This window comes from uncultured Psychroserpens sp. (genome assembly GCF_947501425.1).
In the GTDB taxonomy this organism is placed as follows: Bacteria; Bacteroidota; Bacteroidia; order Flavobacteriales; family Flavobacteriaceae; genus Psychroserpens.
The window spans coordinates 66,237-87,058 of record NZ_CANMVN010000010.1; the positions used below are offsets into that span (position 1 = coordinate 66,237).

Sequence of the window (20,822 nt, forward strand, 5' to 3'; positions counted from 1 at the left end):
TTTATGATCAACTTCATCCTCAATAATAAGACCATTAAAACATCTGAGCATCCAGGCATGACCTTACTCGATTTTGTGCGATATGAGCAAAGACTCACAGGAACCAAAATTGGATGTCGTGAAGGTGATTGTGGTGCCTGCACAGTATTAGTTGGCACATTAGAGAATAATTCCATAAAGTATCAAAGTATTACATCTTGTATTTCTCCACTAGGAAATGCACATGGCAAGCATATTGTAACTGTTGAAGGCACAAATTTGAAAAGCAAATTGACTGTAACCCAAGAAGCTATGAAAGATAATTACGCGACACAATGTGGCTTCTGCACACCTGGTTTCGTAGTCTCTTTGACAGGTTTTGCACTCACAAATACTGAAAAAAATTACAACAATGCGCTCGATGCTATTAGCGGAAATATCTGCAGATGTACTGGTTATAAAGCCATTGAAAAAGCAGCATTACAGGTTGTTGCTAAGTTACAAGGTCACAAAACAAAAAGGTCTTTTAAATGGCTGATCGACAACCACTTTATTCCAGATTATTTTGCAACTATTCCTGAACGATTAAGCAATCTGAAATCTAAAACCGTTAAACAACACGAAGGAAAATATGTATCAGGTGGAACAGATCTCTATGTGCAGCAACCAGATCAATTAGCCGATGGCTCTGTTCATCTTATTGCAGAAAAAGATGACTTAAAAGGCATCTCTATCAAAAATAATATATGTTCGATTGGCACCAATTCTACAGTATCTGATCTATGGAATCACACTGAAATCAACACTTATTTTCCTAATCTAAAAAAACATTTAAAACTGGTCTCTTCAGAACAAATTAGAAATATGGCATCCTTTGGAGGGAATCTCGTCAACGCCTCTCCTATTGGTGATATGACCATTTTCTTTTTAGCTCTTAATAGTGATATTATTATTATTGATGAAAATGGAGATGAACGAACAATAGCTCTCAAAGCGTTTTATCAAGACTATAAAACCTTTGACCTAAATGATGGTGAACTTTTAAAAGCTATCAATTTTAAACTACCAAGCCAATATTCATTTTTTAATTTTGAAAAAGTCTGTAAACGAACGCATTTAGATATAGCCAGTGTCAATTCTGCGATTCATATTTCAGTAGAAAATAAACATATTTCGGATGCACATGTATCCATAGGTGGTGTAGCGGCAATTCCAAAGTACCTTCATGAGACTTCAGGTTTTTTATCTGGCAAACCCCTCACTGCTGAAACAATATTAAAAGCTAGTGAAATTCTTCAAAATGAAATTTCGCCAATTAGTGATGTTCGAGGTTCTAGCGACTATAAACGTTTATTGGGAAGACAATTGTTCTTTGCTCATTTCACAGCGTTATTTCCAAAACAGTTTTCATTAAACGACTTTGTTCAACATGCATAAACACAAATCACATAACAGCTTGAACTCAAAACTAGATGCTGTGTCTATGTCAATTAAACAGAGTATCAAAAACATGGATTCATTTACCCATGTTCGTGGTGAATCGTTATACGTAGACGATGTTAATATCAGACAAGGCACATACCATGCAGTGGTATTTGACTCACCAAAAGCGCACGGAAAAATAAAACATATCGATTATTCAAAAGCTGAAGCTCTTGAAGGGGTTATTCGCATTTTTACTAGTAAAGATATTCCTGGCAAAAATCAAATTGGTGGTATCATTCCAGATGAACCATTGTTTGCTGAAGATGAAGTTCATTTCTGGGGAATGCCAATTGCATTGATTGTTGCTGAAACCGAATTTATTGCCAGACAAGCAAGACGACTAATTGAAATTGAGATCGAAGAATTACCTGTAATCACTACAGCTAAACAAGCCAAGGCTAAAGGTAGTTTTATCAATGCACCACGTTCGTTTACATTAGGTCATACCGAAAATGCATTTAAAGATTGTGAGTATGTTTTTGAAGGTGAAACGTTCTCCAATGGTCAAGAGCATTTGTATATCGAATCTCAAGGCGCATATGCAGAGCCTATGGAGAATGGTAATATCAAGATCACTTCATCAACTCAAGGCCCAACAGCTGTTCAAAAAACTACTGCTCAGGTATTAGGTCTAGCCATGCATAAAATTGAAGTGGATGTTACACGACTTGGTGGAGGATTTGGTGGAAAAGAGGATCAGGCAACACCTTGGGCTGTTATGGCTGCCCTAGCGACATACCACCTCAATCAATCGGTTAAATTGATATTGAATAGGCATGATGATCTTCGAATGACTGGAAAACGTCATCCTTATGAAAGCACGTTTAAAATCGGACTAACAAAAGATCTGAAGATCTTAGCTTATGAAGCTGAGTTTCTTCAGAACTCAGGTGCTGCAGCAGACCTCTCTCCTGCTATAGCCGAACGAACCTTATTTCATGCTACCAATAGCTATTTTGTTCCTAATGTAAAAACCACAGTAATCAGCTGTAAGACCAATTTACCTCCTAATACTGCGTTTCGGGGATTTGGAGGACCACAAGGAATGTTTGTTATTGAATCAGCTATTGCAAAAGCAGCTCATAACATTGGTGTATCTCCCAGACAAATTCAAGAGGCTAATTTATTAGATGAAAACAACACATTTTCTTACGGTCAGGTTGCCAAAAACGTAGAAGCAAAAAACACTTGGGATTCGGCAATTTCAATTTATGATATTAAAGCTTTAGAACAAGAAGTTGAAGAATTCAATACAAAACACAACAACTTTAAGAAAGGGTTAGCACTTATGCCTATCTGCTTCGGAATTTCATTTACCAACACACCAATGAATCATGCTCGCGCATTAGTTCATATCTATCTTGATGGCAGTGTTGGTATTAGCACTGCTGCTGTGGAAATGGGACAAGGTGTCAACACAAAGATTATGCAAATCGCAGCTCAGACATTTTCGATTCCAATAGAAAATATTAAAATTGAAACCACGAATACTACTAGAGTTGCCAACACCTCTCCTTCTGCTGCAAGTTCAACAGCTGATCTTAATGGAAAAGCGACACTCAAAGCATGCAAAGCATTATTAAAACGACTAAAAGCTGTTGCCTCTGAAGATTTAAACGTTTCCGAAGACATCATTGAATTGAAAGACCAATACATCTTTGTTAATAATGAAAAAACAGACTTACAATGGTCAGAACTCATCAGTAATGCTATGCTTAAGCGTGTTGCTTTAACTGAAAACTCGCATTATGCAACTCCGGAAATTCATTTTGATAAAAGTAAAGAAAAAGGACATCCATTTGCTTATCATGTTTACGGAACTGCAATCATAACCACCACTGTTGATTGTACTCGTGGCACTTATGAATTTGATTCGGTTAAAATTGTTCACGATTATGGAAAAAGTATGAGTGAAGGTATTGACCTCGGACAAGTGGAAGGTGCATTAGCGCAAGGCATTGGCTGGATGACCATGGAAGAAATAGCCTATAACGACAAAGGTCGTCTGCTATCAAATGCCTTATCTACTTATAAAATTCCAGATATCTTTTCGGTTCCAAAAGATGTTGAAGTCATTCCTGTAGAGACTAAAGGGCATGAACTAGCTATATTGAAATCCAAAGCTGTTGGCGAACCACCTTTAATGTATGGTATAGGTGCTTATTTTGCACTTCAAAATGCCATAAAAGCGTTCAATCCAAATTATGATCTAAAATTCCATGCTCCTATGACACCTGAAAAAGTATTGATGGGACTTTACCAAGACTCATAATTGACATTTATTAAAAAAAACCTGAGCTTATCGCAATTTATTACAAGAAACATAACATTATTAAAGGAGCACTCATTTATAGTACTGGAGATACTATTGCTGCATTACTATTGGATGAGTTTTCTTGGTATCGCTTGTTAGGTATGATGATTGTTGGAGCCACATTCTATGCTGTTGAAATCCCTAACTATTTTGATTGGATTGTAAAAAAAACTCATGATCTAAAGGGTCTGAAAGGTACATTGACAAAAACAGCTTTGGCCATGCTGTATTTTAATCCGTTATGGATTGCCAGACACCTTCTATTTATCAAGTTGTTTTCTGGTCAGTTTGATACTATTGGTTGGAATGTATTGACCATTGCTTTTTGGTCATTTTTAGCTAATATTCTGATCTCTTTTATTGGAAATTACATCATTCAGAATCGATTTAAGCTCAAATGGCGTTTTCTAGGAAGTGCAGTATTCTCTGCGCTTATGGCTATTTATTATGCCTTAAGCGAAACTATTTTCAAGTAAGTTGTCTTTATTAATAAGTTTATAATATTTGATATCATAATGTTCAATAATAGATTGAAGCAACGATGTTCGAACGACTAATATTGCATGTTGTTTGTTACTAGACATATACTTAGGAATTAGTACTTCCGCAGCAGAATGCAAACCAAGACCTTTGAGTTCAAGCTTTCCAAGCTCATCAATAATGAGAAATGTATTGTTCATTTCCGAAGTAAGCGATTTAAGAAACTCATTAGCTTTATCAAAAGCTGAATTTAAAAACTTAAACGGTCCAACCTCAACTATGTCTTTATTTTCAATTCCAGATTCAACCTCAAGTGGAAAGATTTCTTTTGACTTAACTTTCAGAAAGTAGCGCTTTCCAGAGACATCATCTGGACATAACACACCATCAACATTTTCTTTATTGCTTATCCAATCTAACAACGCTGATGTTTTTCCAGATCTTATATCTCCTGTTACTATATAGATCATTCGTTGGGAACTTTAAAATGAATACAATTAGAGATGCTATTGGCCATAAAATATTTAATACGCGTATATCCTTTGAGGTGTTTGGTTTCTCTCCAGGTATGTGACAAAATTTGTCTGAAATACGGAAATAGATCCATGGCATTAGAAATATCGTCTTTGTATTGTGACTCTTTTTTATCGAGATACTTTCGAACAGCTTTTAATAATAAAGGACCGATGACTAAATACCAAAGCATTAAAATCAGGAAACTACGCAAGATAACATAAATGCCTTTTTTCCATCCTAATAACGTACCACCAAAGAATGTAAATGCTAAAACAATAATAGCTACTGTAATTAACCAAATCCAGATAATTTTAGACCCAAAGCCCTTTTTTACTGTTTTTTGATGAGTAACAAGCTTATAATTTTCAAGATAAAAGTCTGTTTCTTTTTTACTCGCTATGATTTCTATAATACTCTTAATAAATAAACCTGCTAGAAGTCCGCATATAGCATAAACCGACAAATAGGTTATAATTAAAACTGAAGTTGTAGAGGTATTGGAGACAAAATTTAATTTACTTTGTACCCATTCACCATAAATATTGATAGCTTCCCAAAGTTCTGTACCATAGACTATGGTAAGAATCAATAGTTTTTGTAGTGCAGACTCTAAAAAAGTAATCACACCTAAAACCATCAACACTGTACCTCTCCAGGAAAACTTAGAGAATAAAAATGCTCCAAAAACAGCTTGAAAACTTACAGCTACATATGCGCCAAATGGCGAATAAGGACTCACAGCCATTTTTATAATCAATACGACGACTAGTGCTTTCAAAATAGCCTGCCACTTATGATCTGCGTAATATGCGATTAGGCTAATTAGCAAAATAGAGATTCCACCAACAATCAATCCTGTAAATGGTGTATTAAAAACATGTAGAAATCCACCAAGACCAGACTCATTTAAAGCCCAGAGTGCTGTTAATTTATCTATAATTGATTTATTGTTCTTCATCTATTTAGACATTGCCTGATAATGGATCTGTAATAATTGAGCAACAACGCTAATGGCTATTTCTTTTGGTGTATCTCCTCCTATCTCTAACCCAATTGGACAAATCACATTTTGCATGCCTTCCTTGACATTTAACTCTTTGATAAGCATATTATTAAACCTTACACGCTTGGTTTTGCTTCCTATCAAACCTAAAAATTTTGTCTCATTCTGAAGCGCCATTGCAACAATATTAAAATCGATGGCGTGATTATGAGTCATTACTAAAACATAACATTGATTTCCCCAAGTTACAGCATCACTAAATGTTTTGAAATCATACTCGTTGACTTGACATGTAGTAATACTGTTATCCAAAATAATACTAGAAAACCAATCATCACGAGAATCAATCAATTTGACATCAAATGGTGTATCTACTAACAATTTGGCTATTTCAACACCAATGTGTCCTGCGCCAAATAAAAACAATTCTGGTGATTGATTCATAGGTTCAATGATAAATTCTACTTTTCCTCCACAACACTGTTCAAACTCAGGTCCTAAAGTATAATTGGATTCAATAATTCTACTTTCATTAATCGCGACTATTGCTTCTTCAATAGCTTTAAATTCTAATTTCCCTCCTCCAATAGTACCAAAACTGGATTTATCTTTAGTCACTATCATCCTTGAACCAACAACACATGGTGTTGATCCTAGACACTTTGTAACAGTAACTAAAGCTACTGGCTCACGTTTTTGTTTAAATTCTGATAATAGTTCAATCCAGTTTTTCATTCTTGATAAAAAGAGAATTTAAAAGTAAGACTTTTTTAATGTAAACCATATTTCAAATTCAATCAAAAAAATAAATTAGTAATCTGATAAATTTTCTGTTAAGTTTGATAATTATTAACGACTTAAAACTCAGTTGTTATTTTTTACGTAGATATTAATAACTTTAGAACTATTAGAACATGTCAAAAACATATTACGATCCTGCAGATCTGAGAAAATTTGGAAACATTACCGAATGGAGTGAAGAACTTGGAAATAAATTCTTCGACTATTATGGGAAAGTTTTTGAAGACGGTGCGCTTACAGCAAGAGAAAAATCACTTATAGCCTTAGCTGTTGCTCACACAGAACAATGTCCTTACTGTATAGATGCCTACTCAAAAGATGGACTTCAAAGAGGTGTAACCAAAGAGGAGATGATGGAAGCTATTCATGTTGGTGCTGCAATAAAAAGTGGAGCAACTCTAGTGCATGGCGTACAAATGATGAATAAAGTGAATAAATTAGACGGATAGTAATCTACGTTACAAAACCTCAGTCTTAAGATTAATATGACAAAATTAAAGACCCAATCCCTACACAAAAAAGGAAGTGATCTCGCCCAAAGTAACAGGCAACTTGAGATTTTATCTAATGGTATATTTCAGAATGGAGACTTACCAAAATTCAAGGATAAAATTTCAGAAACAAATCAATTTCCGCTCAAAGCAAAACAACTAGAAATCTTGCAGATCAATGTTGGTTACATGTGTAATCAGGTTTGTGAGCATTGCCATGTTGATGCTGGTCCAGACCGAAAAGAGATCATGACACGTGACACCATGTTACAGTGCCTTGAAGTGATTAAAAACTCTGGTGCGCATACACTTGACCTAACTGGAGGTGCTCCAGAAATGAATCCAGATTTTAGATGGTTTGTTGAAGAAGCTGCTAAAGTGGGTATCAAAGATTTTATTGTACGCTCCAACTTAACGATCATTCGTGCTAATAAAAAATACTATGATCTACCCGAATTCTTTAAAAAGCATAACGTTCATGTAGTAAGCTCAATGCCTCACTGGACTCGTGGAAAAACAGATAAACAACGTGGTGATGGTGTTTTTGATAAATCTATAAAAGCTTTACAAGAACTCAATGCTGTAGGCTACGGAATTCCAGATAGTGATTTACGATTGGATTTGGTCTATAATCCTTCGGGCGCATTTTTACCAGGAGACCAAATGTCTATGGAAAAAGATTTCAAAAAAGCATTGATGGAAGATTTCGGGATTCAATTCCATAATTTATTTGCTATTACCAACTTACCTATAGCTCGTTTTCTGGATTATTTAATTGCTTCTGAAAATTATGAAGATTACATGTATCAGCTTGTTGATGCTTACAATCCTGCAGCAGTTGCCAATGTCATGTGTACAAATACCTTATCGGTAAGCTGGGATGGTTATTTATACGACTGTGATTTTAACCAAATGCTAGAACTTCCCGTGAATAGTAAAGCGAAGCACATTTCAGATTTTAATGAAGAATTATTAGAAGGACGCAATATTGTTATTTCTCAACACTGCTATGGCTGTACAGCAGGTGCAGGAAGTAGTTGTCAAGGTGTTGTTGCATAATTATGAAAAACAAATTGCTTTACATATGTGTCTTTTTATCAGCTCTAGGATTCTCTCAAGAATCACTTGATGATCTGCTAAAACAATATAATACTCATGATGTCCCTTACATTTCTGTGGAAGAATTAGCCATGCCAAAAACCAATGCTATTGTTTTGGACGCTCGTGAACGAAACGAGTTTGAAGTTAGTCATCTTAAAGACGCTATTTATGTTGGATATGATCATTTTCAACTACAAGATATTACAAAACAACTACCTGATAAAAATAAAGAGATCGTTGTATATTGCTCATTGGGAATTCGCTCCGAAGTTATAGCTAGCAAACTCAAAAACGCCGGCTATACCAACGTCAAAAACTTGTATGGTGGTATATTCGAATGGAAGAATAAAAATTTCAATGTTTATAATGCAACACAAAAAGAGACCGATAGTGTTCATGTGTTCTCTAAGCTATGGAGTAAATGGTTAAAAAAAGGAATAAAAGTGTATGAGTAAAGAACTTGTCATTGTTTTTGTAAAGAACATTAAACTCGGTAAAGTAAAAACAAGATTGGCCAAAACTATTGGAGACGAGGCTGCATTTGAGGTCTACAAAGAGTTGGTAAAAGTCACTGAACATGCTACTAAAGCACTCAACACACCTGTTCGTGTGTATTATTCAGATGTTATAGTAGATACAAAATGGGAAAACCACTACAAAGCTGTACAAGAAGGCAATACTCTTGGAGAACGAATGCAAAATGCTTTTTTAAAAGGCTTTGAAGATGGCTATAAGCGTATTGTTCTGATTGGATCAGACTTACCAGATATAAATGCTACCCATATTCAAAATGGATTAGAAGCCCTGAAAACTTCTGATGTTGTTTTTGGTCCTGCAGAAGATGGAGGGTATTACCTTATTGGCTTATCTGAAATGAATCATATGGTGTTTACAAACAAACCCTGGAGTCAAAGTCATTTACTATCGGAAACCTTATCAGAATTAAAAGAAAATAACACTACATTCACTACCTTAGTGACCTTAAATGATATTGATACTTTTGAAGATCTAATTGCATCAGGTTTTTATAAAAACAATATTGAATTGCAACGCAAAATCAAACAATTAAATGATTAAATTCATCACTGAAACAGCAGACTACTTAGTCTCTAAAGGTTTCGATAATCCAGAAATAGGAATCATTCTTGGAACAGGTCTCGGACAACTAATTAACGAGGTTGAAATCCTTCAAGAAGTAAGTTATAATCACATTCCAAATTTCCCAACAGCTACTGTAGAATTTCACAAAGGAAAATTGATCTACGGAAATCTAGGCAATAAAAAAGTTGTGGTTATGCAAGGCCGATTTCATGTGTATGAAGGATATTCACTTCAGGATGTGACTTATCCTGTTCGTGTCATGGAAAAACTAGGTATTCATACGCTATTAGTTTCTAATGCCTCTGGAGCCATTAACCTCAACTTTAAAAAAGGAGAATTAATGCTTATTGAAGACCACATTAACCTTCAGGGCAGCTCTCCCTTAGCTTTTAAAGGTGTTGAACAATTAGGTGAGCGTTTTACTGATATGAGCGCTCCATACAACCACGATATCAATACCAAATTCAAAGCCATTGCAAAAGCTCATAACATCAAACTTCATGAGGGTGTGTATGCCAGCGTTGTTGGACCACAACTGGAAACCAGAGCAGAGTACAGAATGCTGAAAATCATTGGAGCTGATGCCGTCGGAATGAGTACTGTTCCCGAAATTATTGTAGCTAATCATTTAAATTTAAAAGCTGCTGCAGTATCAGTTTTAACTGATGAATGCGACCCAGATCATCTGAAACCTGTTGATATTGCCGAAATTATTGCCATGGCAGGAAAAGCAGAACCGCATATGATTACCCTTTTTAAAGAATTAATAAAACAATTGTAATAATGAGTTATTTAAACGCCACAAACAATCTCTATAAAGAAGCTGCATTAACTCCAGATGTTGGATTATGCTGTACAACCAATCCTATTTGGGAATTGCCCGGACTTAAAATCCCTAGAATCATGCAGGAAATGAATTATGGCTGTGGAAGTACCGTTCACGCACGCGATTTAACTAACAACCCTAAAATGTTGTATGTTGGTGTTGGTGGCGGAATGGAGTTGTTGCAATTCTCATATTTCAATCGACAAAAAGGTGGTGTTATTGGTGTAGATGTTGTGGATGAAATGTTAGAAGCATCACGCAAAAATTTTATTGAAGCCGAAGCACAAAATGATTGGTTCAAAAGTGAGTTTGTAGAACTCAAAAAAGGAGATGCTATGAATCTTCCTGTCGAAGATAATAGTATTGATGTCGCAGCACAAAATTGTTTGTTTAATATTTTTAAAGCCGAAGATCTGAAAAAAGCTATCGCCGAAATGTATCGTGTGCTAAAACCGCATGGTAGATTGGTCATGAGTGATCCTACTTGTGAGCAACCAATGAATGACACCTTACGGAATGATGATAGACTCAGAGCTCTTTGTCTGAGTGGAAGCTTGCCAATTGCTGATTATGTTAAGGCATTGACCGACGCAGGATTTGGAACCATCGAGATCAGAGCCAGAAAGCCTTACCGAATTTTAGATCCTAAACACTATCCTACAGAAGAGTTGATTTATATAGAATCTATTGAAGTTGCTGCTATAAAAGATCCTATGCCTGCTGATGGTCCATGTATTTTTACTGGTAAAGCAGCAATATATTATGGAGATGAAGACTATTTTGACGATAAAGCAGGTCATGTATTATTAAAAAATCAACCCTTAGCTATTTGTGATAAAACTGCTGGTGTATTAGCGTCACTAGGAAGAGATGATATTTTTATTAGTGAATCTACTTACCACTATGATGGAGGTGGCTGTTGCTAAATATTGAAAGGACATCGTCTGAATGTTAGGTTTGCCACAATTAACTGACCAATATGAAGTATGTCATTACGAATAAAAATTGGCTTCACTTAAAACCTTAAGCCAAGATTTTTCGTAAGTATGTATAGTTCTTAAAACAACAAACGATGCCATATTTAAAATATATTCTAGTCTTATTATTAAGTATTACAACTTACAGTTGTTGCGCAACACAAGCTGTAGTTAAAGAAGAGAAGATAATTGCAGAAACTGATACTAATACTAAAAGCGAAGTTGTTATCACTGAAGTAGAAGCCATAAACAAAGCTAATATTCCAAACGAAGACCTAAACACTGAAACAGATAGCTTAGTTTCAACTGCAACTGGTAGGTTTATAATTTCACATGATACCTGGAATACCTTATTGCAAAAAAACGTATCAGACCAGGGCAATGTTAACTACAAAGGGTTTAAAACAGATATTTCAGCATTTAATTCATACCTAACATTACTTTCTGAAAATCCTCCAGAGACCTCTTGGACTAAAGATGAAACGCTTGCCTATTGGATCAATGTCTATAACGCATTTACAGTAAAGCTCATTTTGGATAATTATCCCGTAAAAAGTATCAAAGACATTAATGGTCCTTGGAATCATAGATTTATCAACATTGGTGAGAAATGGTTCACACTCAATGATGTTGAACATAGAATTATTCGTAAAATGGATGAACCCAGAATTCATTTTACATTGGTATGCGCCGCAGTTTCTTGTCCGAAACTATACAACAAAGCTTTTACTGCTAAGACTTTAGAAGCTGATCTTGACAAATTAACCAGAGCATTTTTAAGTGATCCTTCTAAAAATGAACTGAGTGAAAACAGCATTAAACTCTCTAGAATATTTAAGTGGTATGGAGGTGATTTTAAAACTAATGGAAATTCTCTAATTGATTTTTTAAATCAGTATTCAGAAGTGACCATTTCTAGTAGAGCCAAAAAGAGTTATAAGGATTATAATTGGGATTTGAATGAATAAAATTTCCATTATCATTCCTGTTCTCAATGAAGCAAAAACTATTGAGGCTTTATTATGTCATTTAGTTGACAATGCACTCTTGGAGAACATTTCAGAAATTATAATTGTCGATGGAGGCAGTACAGACGGTTCTCAGGAGATCATCAAAAACTCGGGTTTAAACATCATTCTTTTATCCTCGCCAAAAGGAAGGGCTATCCAAATGAATGCAGGCGTAAAAGTTGCAAAAGGGAATATTCTATACTTTTTACATGCCGATTCTTTTCCGCCTAATCAGTACGATAAACTGATCTTAAATGAAATTGAAAAAGGCCATAAAGCTGGATGTTTCAGATTACAATTTGACAGTAACCATTGGTGGTTACGCTTAGCAAGCTGGCTTACTCAGTTCTCATGGAGAGCTTGTCGTGGCGGAGATCAGAGCCAGTTTATTACCCGAAAGCTTTTTGACGATATTGGTGGTTATGATGAACGCTATATGATTTATGAAGATAATATGCTCATTAATGCTTTATATGCCAGAAATCAATATGTAGTCATCAATAAAAAGATAACAACCTCAGCACGACTTTATGAAAAACATGGCGTTTGGAAACTTCAGTATCACTTTTGGAGTATCTATGTTAAAAAATGGTTTGGTGCTTCTGCAGATGAACTATTTGCGTATTATAAAAAGTATATTTGTTAACACATCACCCGATTTCTTATTTCAGATAAAGACGTATCCACAATTAATTTACCATCCTGAAATACAACTTGCAATTCCCCTTTTTGCTCCTCTTCCCAAGACACTTGATCAATGAGTTGATAGCTCCCATTTTGCTTTTCGATCTTAATTAGACCTTTAGCCGATTTTTTAGTACCATCATCAGTTACCGGATCTTTATAGATCTCACGACCTTCACCTCCTACTTCTCCATAGGTGGCTTTCATGGCAAATCCGAAGGTATCACGAGTATTATATTGATAGGTAAATGATCCAATTCCTAAAACCACATTAGTAGATGCAAATGCTTTTTGCTTTAGACGTTCACAAATTTGGAGTGCACGATCTAAAGTAATACTATCACCATAAATAGCGCCAATATGAGCATCGAGTTCTTTATAACCCTTTTCATTTACATGTCCGCCGAAACTATCCCAAAGCAGTTCAATAACCCCTTTTTTCTCTTCGGAAGTCTTGCCATTCGGGTTTCCACAGATGATATCAACCGGATCACCAGAATCAGGTCTGATTACTACTTTCCCTTCTCTTGCTAACACTTCTTTTTTTAAGTTTGGAAGGTATTCGGTTAATACTTTCCATAAATCCCAGGTATCTGAAACAATAGAGACGATACCGTTAGGATACACCTCAGTAATTAGACGTTTAAATGTCTCCTCTTCACCAGCATTAGTTCCCATACACATCACAGAGTGTTCAGTTGCAGCCACAGAGCCTCCAATAAGCTCTTTATCAGAATTAGCGTTATAATAGGTTTCCAGAAAATCAATGGTTGGAATGGTATCAGTTCCTGTAAAACTCAAGAGGTGGCCAGCAGCAGACATCACAGCAGCTTCTAATCCTGCCATACCTCTCATAGAAAAATCGTGCCCTTGCCAATCTACAAACTCGGGAATAGAGGATGTGTCTTTAGCGTAGGTATCTAAGATGTTTCGATACTGTTTTGCAATGGTAGCCGAATTACATGGCATCCACAATACAGTAGATAATAGTGTTTCAAAATAATTGGTAAGCCAGAAAAACTCTGGTTTAGTATTATACATGGTCACCATTGGTACACGAATTGGTACTTGGGCTCCTTCAGGTAGAGCTTTTATAATCATAGGTAAATACCCAAGATCGTGAAGCGATTCGATATGCTGAATTCCGACTTGATTTTCACCTAAATAATTATTGATACGTCTGGAATAACGTTTACAAACCTCTTCTTTTGGTCGATTAAAAAAATTGGTATTGAAATCATCAATCATATATTTCTTTATGAAATACTGGAGTCCGAAAAACACAACCTCATCAACACCTTCTATTCTACTTTTTCTTGGCGTCCAGTTGGAATATACGAGTGTTGTTCCTTCTGGATATTGTCTTCTGTGGTCAACTTTATAACCGTCTGTATATAGTAATGGGTTCATCTCTTATAGTTTAATTTGCGTAATTATTACACAAATATACATTTCAAAAATAACACTAGCAACTATTTTGTGTGTTTTTTACACAAATTATAAATACAAAATCTCAAACATCATGAATTTGCATAATAGCGACAATCTAAATCAATAGCAGATTATTTGACTACAATGCTAAAATGATTAAAATTAAAGCTTTAAGGTTTTATGATTTACTTCACAAATTTTGTTTAGAAACTTTAATAACTTTACAATAATATGAACACCTATAAAACGAAAACAGCTCTAGCTCCACTATGAAAATCTCATTTTTTTCTATTATATTTTTTTTCGTTTTTATCGCATTGAGTGATGCCCAAAACACAAATGAGATTTACTTCAAACTTATTGATAGTGAAACCTCAGAGCCCATTTCCTTTGCAACCATTATGATAAAGGGAACTACCAGAGGTGTGATTGCCGATTACAATGGTGAATTTAGAATTCCTATACAGTATTACAATGCTAAAAACTCAATTATCATATCATCAATTGGTTACACAACACAAGACAAAGCGCTTATCAATTTCAAAACAAATGAATTAAATATTATATCGATTAAACCACAAATCGAAGCGCTTGATGTAGTAGTGATCAATAACCGAAAAGCAAGAGGAGTCCAAAAAAATGCCAATCAACTTGTTAAAGTAGGTAGAAGAATGTCGGCTAAGGAAATTGTTCTTAAAGCCATTCAAAACATCCCAAAAAATTTAAGTAATGAACCACATGCTTATATAGGATATTATAGAGATTATCAATTAGTAGATAATGAGTTTCATAATCTCAACGAAGGTATTTTTGAAACGTTTGACAAAGGCATAAGCACTAATTTTTTAGAAGAAACTATAGATCAAACTGTGATCTATAACTTTAAAAGAAACACAAATTTTGCTGAAGATCCCGAGTTAACCAAAGCCTATAACGGTGTTACAAAATACATCAAACAATCTGAAATTTTACCCAGAGGAGGCAATGAATACACCATCTTGAACACCCATAATCCTATCCGTAATTTCGCTACTAGTACGTTCTCTTATGTCTATACTTTGGAAAAAGAATTTCCTATTCTACACAAATTCAGTAAAGACAAAATTGTGTATTTAGACGACGAACCAATTGTTATAATTTCATTTAAAAAGGCCAATACAAATGATTCTTACAATGCCTATGGTGTTAAGTCTTCAAGAACAAGTTATGTTGATGGAACGCTTTACATCTCTCTTGTTGATTTCTCGATTCATCGGTTTAATTATAAAGTTGTGCTTCCAAGAACAAAAAAACCATTATTTAATGTTAGTCTGGAGTATGCAAGACAGAATAACATGATGTATCTCAATTATATTACTTTTAATAATGCCTTTGTAATTAGTGAAGAGTTTGAGCTTCGTGAAGAGAAAGTAGAATTTGACAATCAAAAGCAGGCCTTTTATGTGCTTTTTAACAATACAGAAGATTATGATTTTCTTGATGTCAATACCATTCTCAACTCCAACTTCAAGTTTAAGTTGGGTAAGCAACGATTGAAAACTGTTAGAGCAGAAAAATTGTCAGAGCGATTAGTTAAAGTTGAAGTAAAACAGTTTGATGGTAAACCAATAAGCATCAATAAAGATAATATTGAAGAGGTAACCTATACGTTTAAAAATATAAGAGATGTGGTAGGCAGAGAAATCTATAAAAGAAAGTCTATTGAAGGCGATCAATTTAGGGAGTTTTTTGTTCAAGAAGTGCATATAGATAAATCAACACCTGAAGGTTTAAAGTTTATGGCACCAAATCTACCGATTAATCGTTCACCTGTAAATGAATTTCCTGATGCTAACGCGTATTGGATCAACTCGCCTTTAATGAAACAGAAATACAGAGATGAAGAGAATTAGATCTCTTTAAAGTAAACTCTCCATTGAATGTCTATGAGTTATTTCTGCCCAACTCATCAGGATATAAGTCTTTAACCATATCACTTTGGAAAATAGCTTTTGAAGCTAAATCTATAGCCGATAGTTTTCCTGTAAATGCTGCTCCTGTATCCACATTCCAAACGTTAACAGCATTCATTGGCACATCGCTATGATAACGAATGGTTGGTGTATGACCAATATAAATCTCTTTGTAATGTTTTAAACGATTTGGATACAGCTCTGAGTCTTTTTCAATACGTTTATCCATAGTCGTAGCCATTTCCCAAAGTGTACGATCAAAGTAAAAATTAGTATCAAATTTTTCATGCACCACACCATGCATCGAGGTAAAACCAGCATGCACAAATAAACGATTCTCTTCATCGATATGATAAAGTTTCATACGCTCAAAAAAATCGAGATGGAGTTCTTTTTCGGTTTCAGAAAAGGATTCATAGCTCTCTACCGTTTCTCGTCCGCCATGAAATAACCAAACAGGTTCTCCATAGCCAGTTCGTAACCAATCTTCACACCAGGCATCGTGATTGCCTTTTATAAATACGCAAACATTGGTCTTCGATAACTCTATCAAATACTGAATCACCTGAGCCGACTCGCTCCAGCCATCTACATAATCGCCTAAGAAAATAAGCTGATCGTCTTTAGTAAGTTTGAGCTTTTCTAAAAGTTTTTGTAAGGCTTTAAGTCCGCCGTGAATATCGCCTATGGCTAGTGTTCTATGTTGTTTCATTATGTCAATTCTTTAATTTCTATCTGTTCTACGCTTTCTTCATCCAACGTTTTAAAACTATCGGTAGTATAGATCTTTGTAAAATGCTGATTGAGTTCGTCAACACCTTTATTAAAAATGCCATGACTCACTGCCAAATACAAATGCCCAGCATTCTTCTGTTTTAATTCTTTAGCCAAACCCATAAATGTGCCTCCACCATCACAAATATCATCAACAATCAAGCAAGTCTTACCTTTAAGGTCGTCTTCATATACTTTAAACCCTTCCAGTTGTCCGTTTTTTACATTTCGCTTTTTAGAGCACTCTACCACTGGATTACCGCCTAAGTATTCAGAGACTTTATAGATCTTTTTTAATGCACCTCCATCTGGTGAAATGAGAAGTACTTCAGAACCAATATTAGTCATTACATGTTTGATAAACTCATGATTAGCTATGACCTTGCAATTGTTGAGTAAAGCTGGCGTGACTTCAGAATGCGGATCAAAAACTGTAACCGAATCTAAATGTAAATTATTGATCAAATCTGCATACACTTTAACCGACAATGATTCTCCTGAAACCATCACACGGTCCTGACGCGCTGCAGGCATATATGGCAAGAACAAATGAATCGACCTTAGCTCTAATCTACGCAACGCATCAACAGCAATTAATAATAAACCCATATCATTAAACGATTGTATTCTAGTGGTAATCGTAACTTCTTTTACACGACTTAAATCAGATTGTATTTTGATATGAGGCTCTCCTCCTGAAAATGTAAAACTTTCAAACTGAATGTTATTATCGTTTCCAAATGGCTGAAATAAAGGATCTAAATTTAAAATCATTTGCGTTAATTTTACACAAATTTAAATCGAAATTATGTATCTACAAAATATTTTGTGTAAAAATCACACAAACTTAATGTCAAAGTGGAATCCGTCATCCACTAAAGCATCGTATTTTGCTTTATTAAATTTGAAAAGTTTTGCTGGTCTTCCGCTGCCTTCCTGATGAATTTTATCGGTTTCTTCTACAAAACCAAAACTCATTATTTTTTTTCTGAAGTTTCTTCGGTCGATTTCTTTTCCGAGGATAGTAGCATACAAGTGTTCTAAATCTGAAAATGGAAACTCAGCACTGAGCAAATCAAAACCAATAGGCTGGTATAGTAATTTCCCTTTGAGTCGTTTAGTAGCTGTCTTTAATATGGTTTTATGATCAAATGCCAGTTTAGGTAGTTTATCTACAGGAAACCATTTGGCTTCGTCTGCATCTGTATCAGCTTTAATTTTAAAATGGTTTGGGCGAACCAATGCAAAGTAACTTACAGACACCACTCGATTTCGAGGATCACGTTTAGGTTTTCCAAAAGTATACAACTGCTCCAAATAATCAATCTTAACACCTGTTTCTTCTTTTAATTCTCGTGTTACTGCAGTTTCTAAAGATTCATCCTCAAGTACTAAACCACCTGGTAAAGCCCAAGTATTCTTGAAAGGGTCAACACCTCTTTTAATTAATAAGACCGATAAATTACCTTTAGATTCGTATCCAAAAACCACAGCATCAACTGCTACTTTTATATCTTGTTTTAGTGCCATTCTATTTTGTGTAGTATGAACACAAATATACGAATTAAACTAAAAATATTGTCCAATTCCGAAAACTAATCCTTGTGTTGCATTTTCAGTAATTCCAACACCATAATCAATTCGGAAAATGGCATTAAAAATACGCTTGTGAATAAATCTAAGTCCGATTCCAGGATATACACGAAGATTTTGAGTGTCGCCAAAATCACCAAGATCGCCACCAGGATTTCTCCAGCTACCAGCATCAATAAAAGCATTTCCTTGGAGAGAAAACCAACCTTTTTCATATAACGTATGGCGATATTCCGTATTTAAAACAATAGCAGCTGTACCTCTGTCAATCGTATTACCAACGCCTCTAATATTTAGATTATTATCTACCGCAAATGGAGCAAAAGGGGTTTCATTATTGGTGGCTAATCCCAGACGAAGTCTATTCGCCCAATTCCCTTTGGTTCCGAAACGTTTAAAATATTGAAAATCGTTCCAACCAATTAAAAATGCTGGTAATTGCGCTTCATTTCTTGAGGTCACATATTGAAAATTAAGAATACTTCTAAAGCCTTCTACATACTGATAATCATAGTTCAGATTATTGTATTCATAAATGAGCTTGTAGAGCAATTTATGAACCCTTAACTCTTGTGGCACATCAGGATTGGTTGCTCCAGATTTATATTCATAATCTTCAGTAAAGTAATTAACTCCAAACTCAAATCGATTAGTAAAATTAAGCTGAAATAAGCCTAAAAATTCTATTGACTGATTATTGTATTTGTAGTCAGCAGTAGTATTATCAAAGAACACAGGCTCTTGAGTGGTAAGATCCTGATAATTGACCGCGAGACCTAATCGCCTTGAAAACAGAAATGGAGCTCTAAAATTTAGTGCATACGAATTATAGATATCCTTTTGGTAAAATCCGCCAAAGGTCATGTTTTGTCCAAATAGGTTAAACTCATATAAGCCTAAACGATACGCAAATTCATCATCATTAGTGGTATAGACATTTGCTGATGGAATGATGGTGAAATTTTCTTCAATATTATAAAACACATTGTAACTGTTCTCATCTTCTGCAGGAAAGACCTGATAATAGGCATGAGCAATTGAAGGTAATCGTTTTAGAAGTTTGATATCTTCTTCAATAACTGTAGAATCGAGTGCCACTCCAGATTTTATATTGGATATTTTTTTAACGAAAGATGATTTCAGTTTTTTATTCCCCTGAACTTTTAAATCGGCTACAACAGCATCTTGAGCCTGAACAAAAGTGGTCACTAATAGAACTAAAGCAATTACTGTTTTCATGTGATGATTATTAGACTATTTGTCGTTTACATCACATATCCTTACGTTAAATTTGAAGTTTTTTAATTGGTTTTATAGAATAATGCAATGACCTCTTCTACTGGTTTATTTTGAGGTGTAAATTGATTATCGTTTTCGCCTCCTACCCGATCATAAGCATGAAACCATTTCCAGATAAAACCACCTGCAAACCACTCTTCATTCCAAAATTCTTCAAACAAGGCTTGGGTAGCATTGGACTGACCTTCAAAATTTAATGATTTCAAGCTGTGATCACTAACCCAAGGTTCTTTTCCTGTATAATCCATACTTCTGTAACCATATTCTGTAAACAAAATTGGTCGATTATGAGTTTCAGAAAGTGCTTTTATTACCGATTTATGCTTTTGCCATCCAGCTTTACAGTCTTCAACTGTAGGTGTTTGTTGATCACTTACAGGAAAATAAGCATCAACTCCAATATAATCTAATTCGCTCCAAAACGGTGTGCGCTTAAACTCATCCCAATTAGCTGCATAGGTCAGTTTTCCTTTGTATATAGTTTTTATTTTTTTTATCAAATTACTCCAATACTCAGGGCGTTCTTTTACAAAATTTTCCAATTCAGTACCAATACATAAGATCTCTGCTTTGGTTTCCTGAGCTAATTCGGCATATTCCAAAATAAAACTCGAATAAGAGTCTTCGAGAGTTTTCCAGTCGGTTTCATTGGTCATTTTAATATTACCTGTAAACTCGCCTCGCCAAACCCAAATTTGAGGTTTGATCATAATTTTAATTTGTTGTTTTCTCAGTTCATTAATATATTGCTTAGCACCTGCTCGTGTTTCGCCAAACCATTGTCGTTCTGTGTTATGGACAATTTCAGGATGTGCTAAGTTTTTAATAAACCCGAAAGGCATAATTGCCGTATAGTTAGCTCCTATTTCAACAACTGGAGCTGTATGAGTTTCGTCAATAGTTTCCCGTGCAGCAACAAAACTCAATCCATTTATACGCGCTTGTTGTGCTGCACAAGAGGAAAATATGGTGAGTAAAATTAGAAGTCTTAAAACAGTCATAACA

The 20,822-nt window shown here is 35.0% G+C and carries 21 protein-coding genes; 12 read left to right on the forward strand and 9 right to left on the reverse strand.

The window, feature by feature from the left end:
* The first annotated feature begins 3 nt into the window (after nucleotides 1–3).
* From Q0951_RS15410 to Q0951_RS15420, 3 genes are all read left to right on the forward strand, one after another.
* Nucleotides 4–1,416 (forward strand): FAD binding domain-containing protein, encoded by a 1,413-nt coding sequence (locus tag Q0951_RS15410; protein WP_299338753.1) that lies wholly within the window; start codon nucleotides 4–6, stop codon nucleotides 1,414–1,416.
* Nucleotides 1,409–3,736: a molybdopterin cofactor-binding domain-containing protein gene (locus Q0951_RS15415; protein WP_299338756.1), complete on the forward strand. Its 2,328-nt coding sequence runs from the start codon at nucleotides 1,409–1,411 to the stop codon at nucleotides 3,734–3,736. Before Q0951_RS15410 ends, Q0951_RS15415 begins: the two co-directional genes overlap by 8 nt.
* Before the next feature lie 110 nt (nucleotides 3,737–3,846).
* Nucleotides 3,847–4,254, forward strand: coding sequence for a hypothetical protein (locus Q0951_RS15420; protein WP_299338759.1), 408 nt, complete (start codon nucleotides 3,847–3,849; stop codon nucleotides 4,252–4,254).
* Here the strand turns inward: Q0951_RS15420 and Q0951_RS15425 are convergent.
* The 3 genes from Q0951_RS15425 to xdhC are packed head-to-tail and all read right to left on the reverse strand — an operon-like array spanning nucleotide 4,231 to nucleotide 6,512.
* Nucleotides 4,231–4,728, reverse strand: a complete 498-nt coding sequence (locus Q0951_RS15425; RefSeq protein WP_299338762.1) for a nucleoside-triphosphatase — start codon at nucleotides 4,726–4,728, stop codon at nucleotides 4,231–4,233. The genes Q0951_RS15420 and Q0951_RS15425 overlap by 24 nt on opposite strands.
* Entirely contained in the window at nucleotides 4,725–5,732 is a 1,008-nt protein-coding gene (locus Q0951_RS15430) for a hypothetical protein (RefSeq protein ID WP_299338765.1), read from the reverse strand. Before Q0951_RS15430 ends, Q0951_RS15425 begins: the two co-directional genes overlap by 4 nt.
* Nucleotides 5,733–6,512, reverse strand: coding sequence for a xanthine dehydrogenase accessory protein XdhC (gene xdhC, locus Q0951_RS15435; RefSeq protein WP_299338767.1), 780 nt, complete (start codon nucleotides 6,510–6,512; stop codon nucleotides 5,733–5,735).
* Nucleotides 6,513–6,691: 179 nt separating this feature from the next.
* Between xdhC and Q0951_RS15440 the strand changes: the two genes are divergently transcribed.
* From Q0951_RS15440 to Q0951_RS15475, 8 genes are all read left to right on the forward strand, one after another.
* The gene (locus tag Q0951_RS15440; protein WP_299338770.1) at nucleotides 6,692–7,027 is read left to right on the forward strand and encodes an arsenosugar biosynthesis-associated peroxidase-like protein; all 336 of its coding nucleotides are present in this window, start codon (nucleotides 6,692–6,694) and stop codon (nucleotides 7,025–7,027) included.
* A 36-nt stretch (nucleotides 7,028–7,063) separates the two neighbouring features.
* Nucleotides 7,064–8,128 (forward strand): arsenosugar biosynthesis radical SAM (seleno)protein ArsS, encoded by a 1,065-nt coding sequence (gene arsS, locus Q0951_RS15445; protein ID WP_299338773.1) that lies wholly within the window; start codon nucleotides 7,064–7,066, stop codon nucleotides 8,126–8,128.
* A gap of 2 nt (nucleotides 8,129–8,130) precedes the next feature.
* Nucleotides 8,131–8,625, forward strand: coding sequence for a rhodanese-like domain-containing protein (locus tag Q0951_RS15450; protein ID WP_299338776.1), 495 nt, complete (start codon nucleotides 8,131–8,133; stop codon nucleotides 8,623–8,625).
* Complete coding sequence (locus tag Q0951_RS15455) at nucleotides 8,618–9,247, forward strand: TIGR04282 family arsenosugar biosynthesis glycosyltransferase (RefSeq protein ID WP_299338779.1); 630 nt, start codon at nucleotides 8,618–8,620, stop codon at nucleotides 9,245–9,247. Before Q0951_RS15450 ends, Q0951_RS15455 begins: the two co-directional genes overlap by 8 nt.
* The gene (locus tag Q0951_RS15460; protein ID WP_299338781.1) at nucleotides 9,240–10,052 is read left to right on the forward strand and encodes a purine-nucleoside phosphorylase; all 813 of its coding nucleotides are present in this window, start codon (nucleotides 9,240–9,242) and stop codon (nucleotides 10,050–10,052) included. The genes Q0951_RS15455 and Q0951_RS15460 overlap by 8 nt, the downstream gene beginning before the upstream one ends.
* 2 nt (nucleotides 10,053–10,054) lie before the next feature.
* Complete coding sequence (gene arsM / locus Q0951_RS15465; protein ID WP_299338784.1) at nucleotides 10,055–11,023, forward strand: arsenosugar biosynthesis arsenite methyltransferase ArsM; 969 nt, start codon at nucleotides 10,055–10,057, stop codon at nucleotides 11,021–11,023.
* A gap of 146 nt (nucleotides 11,024–11,169) precedes the next feature.
* On the forward strand, nucleotides 11,170–12,042 hold the full coding sequence (locus Q0951_RS15470; RefSeq protein ID WP_299338787.1) for a DUF547 domain-containing protein: 873 nt from the start codon (nucleotides 11,170–11,172) through the stop codon (nucleotides 12,040–12,042).
* Nucleotides 12,035–12,730 carry a TIGR04283 family arsenosugar biosynthesis glycosyltransferase gene (locus Q0951_RS15475; protein ID WP_299338790.1) on the forward strand — a complete coding sequence of 232 codons (696 nt, stop codon included), beginning with the start codon at nucleotides 12,035–12,037 and terminating at the stop codon, nucleotides 12,728–12,730. Before Q0951_RS15470 ends, Q0951_RS15475 begins: the two co-directional genes overlap by 8 nt.
* Here Q0951_RS15475 and Q0951_RS15480 read toward each other — a convergent pair.
* Nucleotides 12,727–14,178, reverse strand: coding sequence for a nicotinate phosphoribosyltransferase (locus Q0951_RS15480; protein WP_299338793.1), 1,452 nt, complete (start codon nucleotides 14,176–14,178; stop codon nucleotides 12,727–12,729). The two genes, Q0951_RS15475 and Q0951_RS15480, sit on opposite strands and share 4 nt — an antisense overlap.
* 290 nt (nucleotides 14,179–14,468) lie before the next feature.
* Between Q0951_RS15480 and Q0951_RS15485 the strand changes: the two genes are divergently transcribed.
* Entirely contained in the window at nucleotides 14,469–16,091 is a 1,623-nt protein-coding gene (locus Q0951_RS15485; RefSeq protein ID WP_299338795.1) for a carboxypeptidase-like regulatory domain-containing protein, read from the forward strand.
* A gap of 31 nt (nucleotides 16,092–16,122) precedes the next feature.
* Here Q0951_RS15485 and Q0951_RS15490 read toward each other — a convergent pair whose 3' ends face one another.
* The 5 genes from Q0951_RS15490 to Q0951_RS15510 form a co-directional block, all read right to left on the reverse strand.
* Nucleotides 16,123–16,863, reverse strand: a complete 741-nt coding sequence (locus tag Q0951_RS15490) for a metallophosphoesterase (protein ID WP_299338797.1) — start codon at nucleotides 16,861–16,863, stop codon at nucleotides 16,123–16,125.
* The gene (gene prs / locus Q0951_RS15495) at nucleotides 16,863–17,699 is read right to left on the reverse strand and encodes a ribose-phosphate diphosphokinase (protein WP_299338799.1); all 837 of its coding nucleotides are present in this window, start codon (nucleotides 17,697–17,699) and stop codon (nucleotides 16,863–16,865) included. Before prs ends, Q0951_RS15490 begins: the two co-directional genes overlap by 1 nt.
* A gap of 63 nt (nucleotides 17,700–17,762) precedes the next feature.
* Nucleotides 17,763–18,455, reverse strand: a complete 693-nt coding sequence (locus Q0951_RS15500) for an NUDIX domain-containing protein (RefSeq protein ID WP_299338800.1) — start codon at nucleotides 18,453–18,455, stop codon at nucleotides 17,763–17,765.
* A 39-nt stretch (nucleotides 18,456–18,494) separates the two neighbouring features.
* Nucleotides 18,495–19,757, reverse strand: a complete 1,263-nt coding sequence (locus Q0951_RS15505) for a POTRA domain-containing protein (protein WP_299338802.1) — start codon at nucleotides 19,755–19,757, stop codon at nucleotides 18,495–18,497.
* Between the two features lie 62 nt (nucleotides 19,758–19,819).
* The gene (locus Q0951_RS15510; protein ID WP_299338805.1) at nucleotides 19,820–20,818 is read right to left on the reverse strand and encodes a glycoside hydrolase; all 999 of its coding nucleotides are present in this window, start codon (nucleotides 20,816–20,818) and stop codon (nucleotides 19,820–19,822) included.
* Nucleotides 20,819–20,822: the final 4 nt, after the last annotated feature.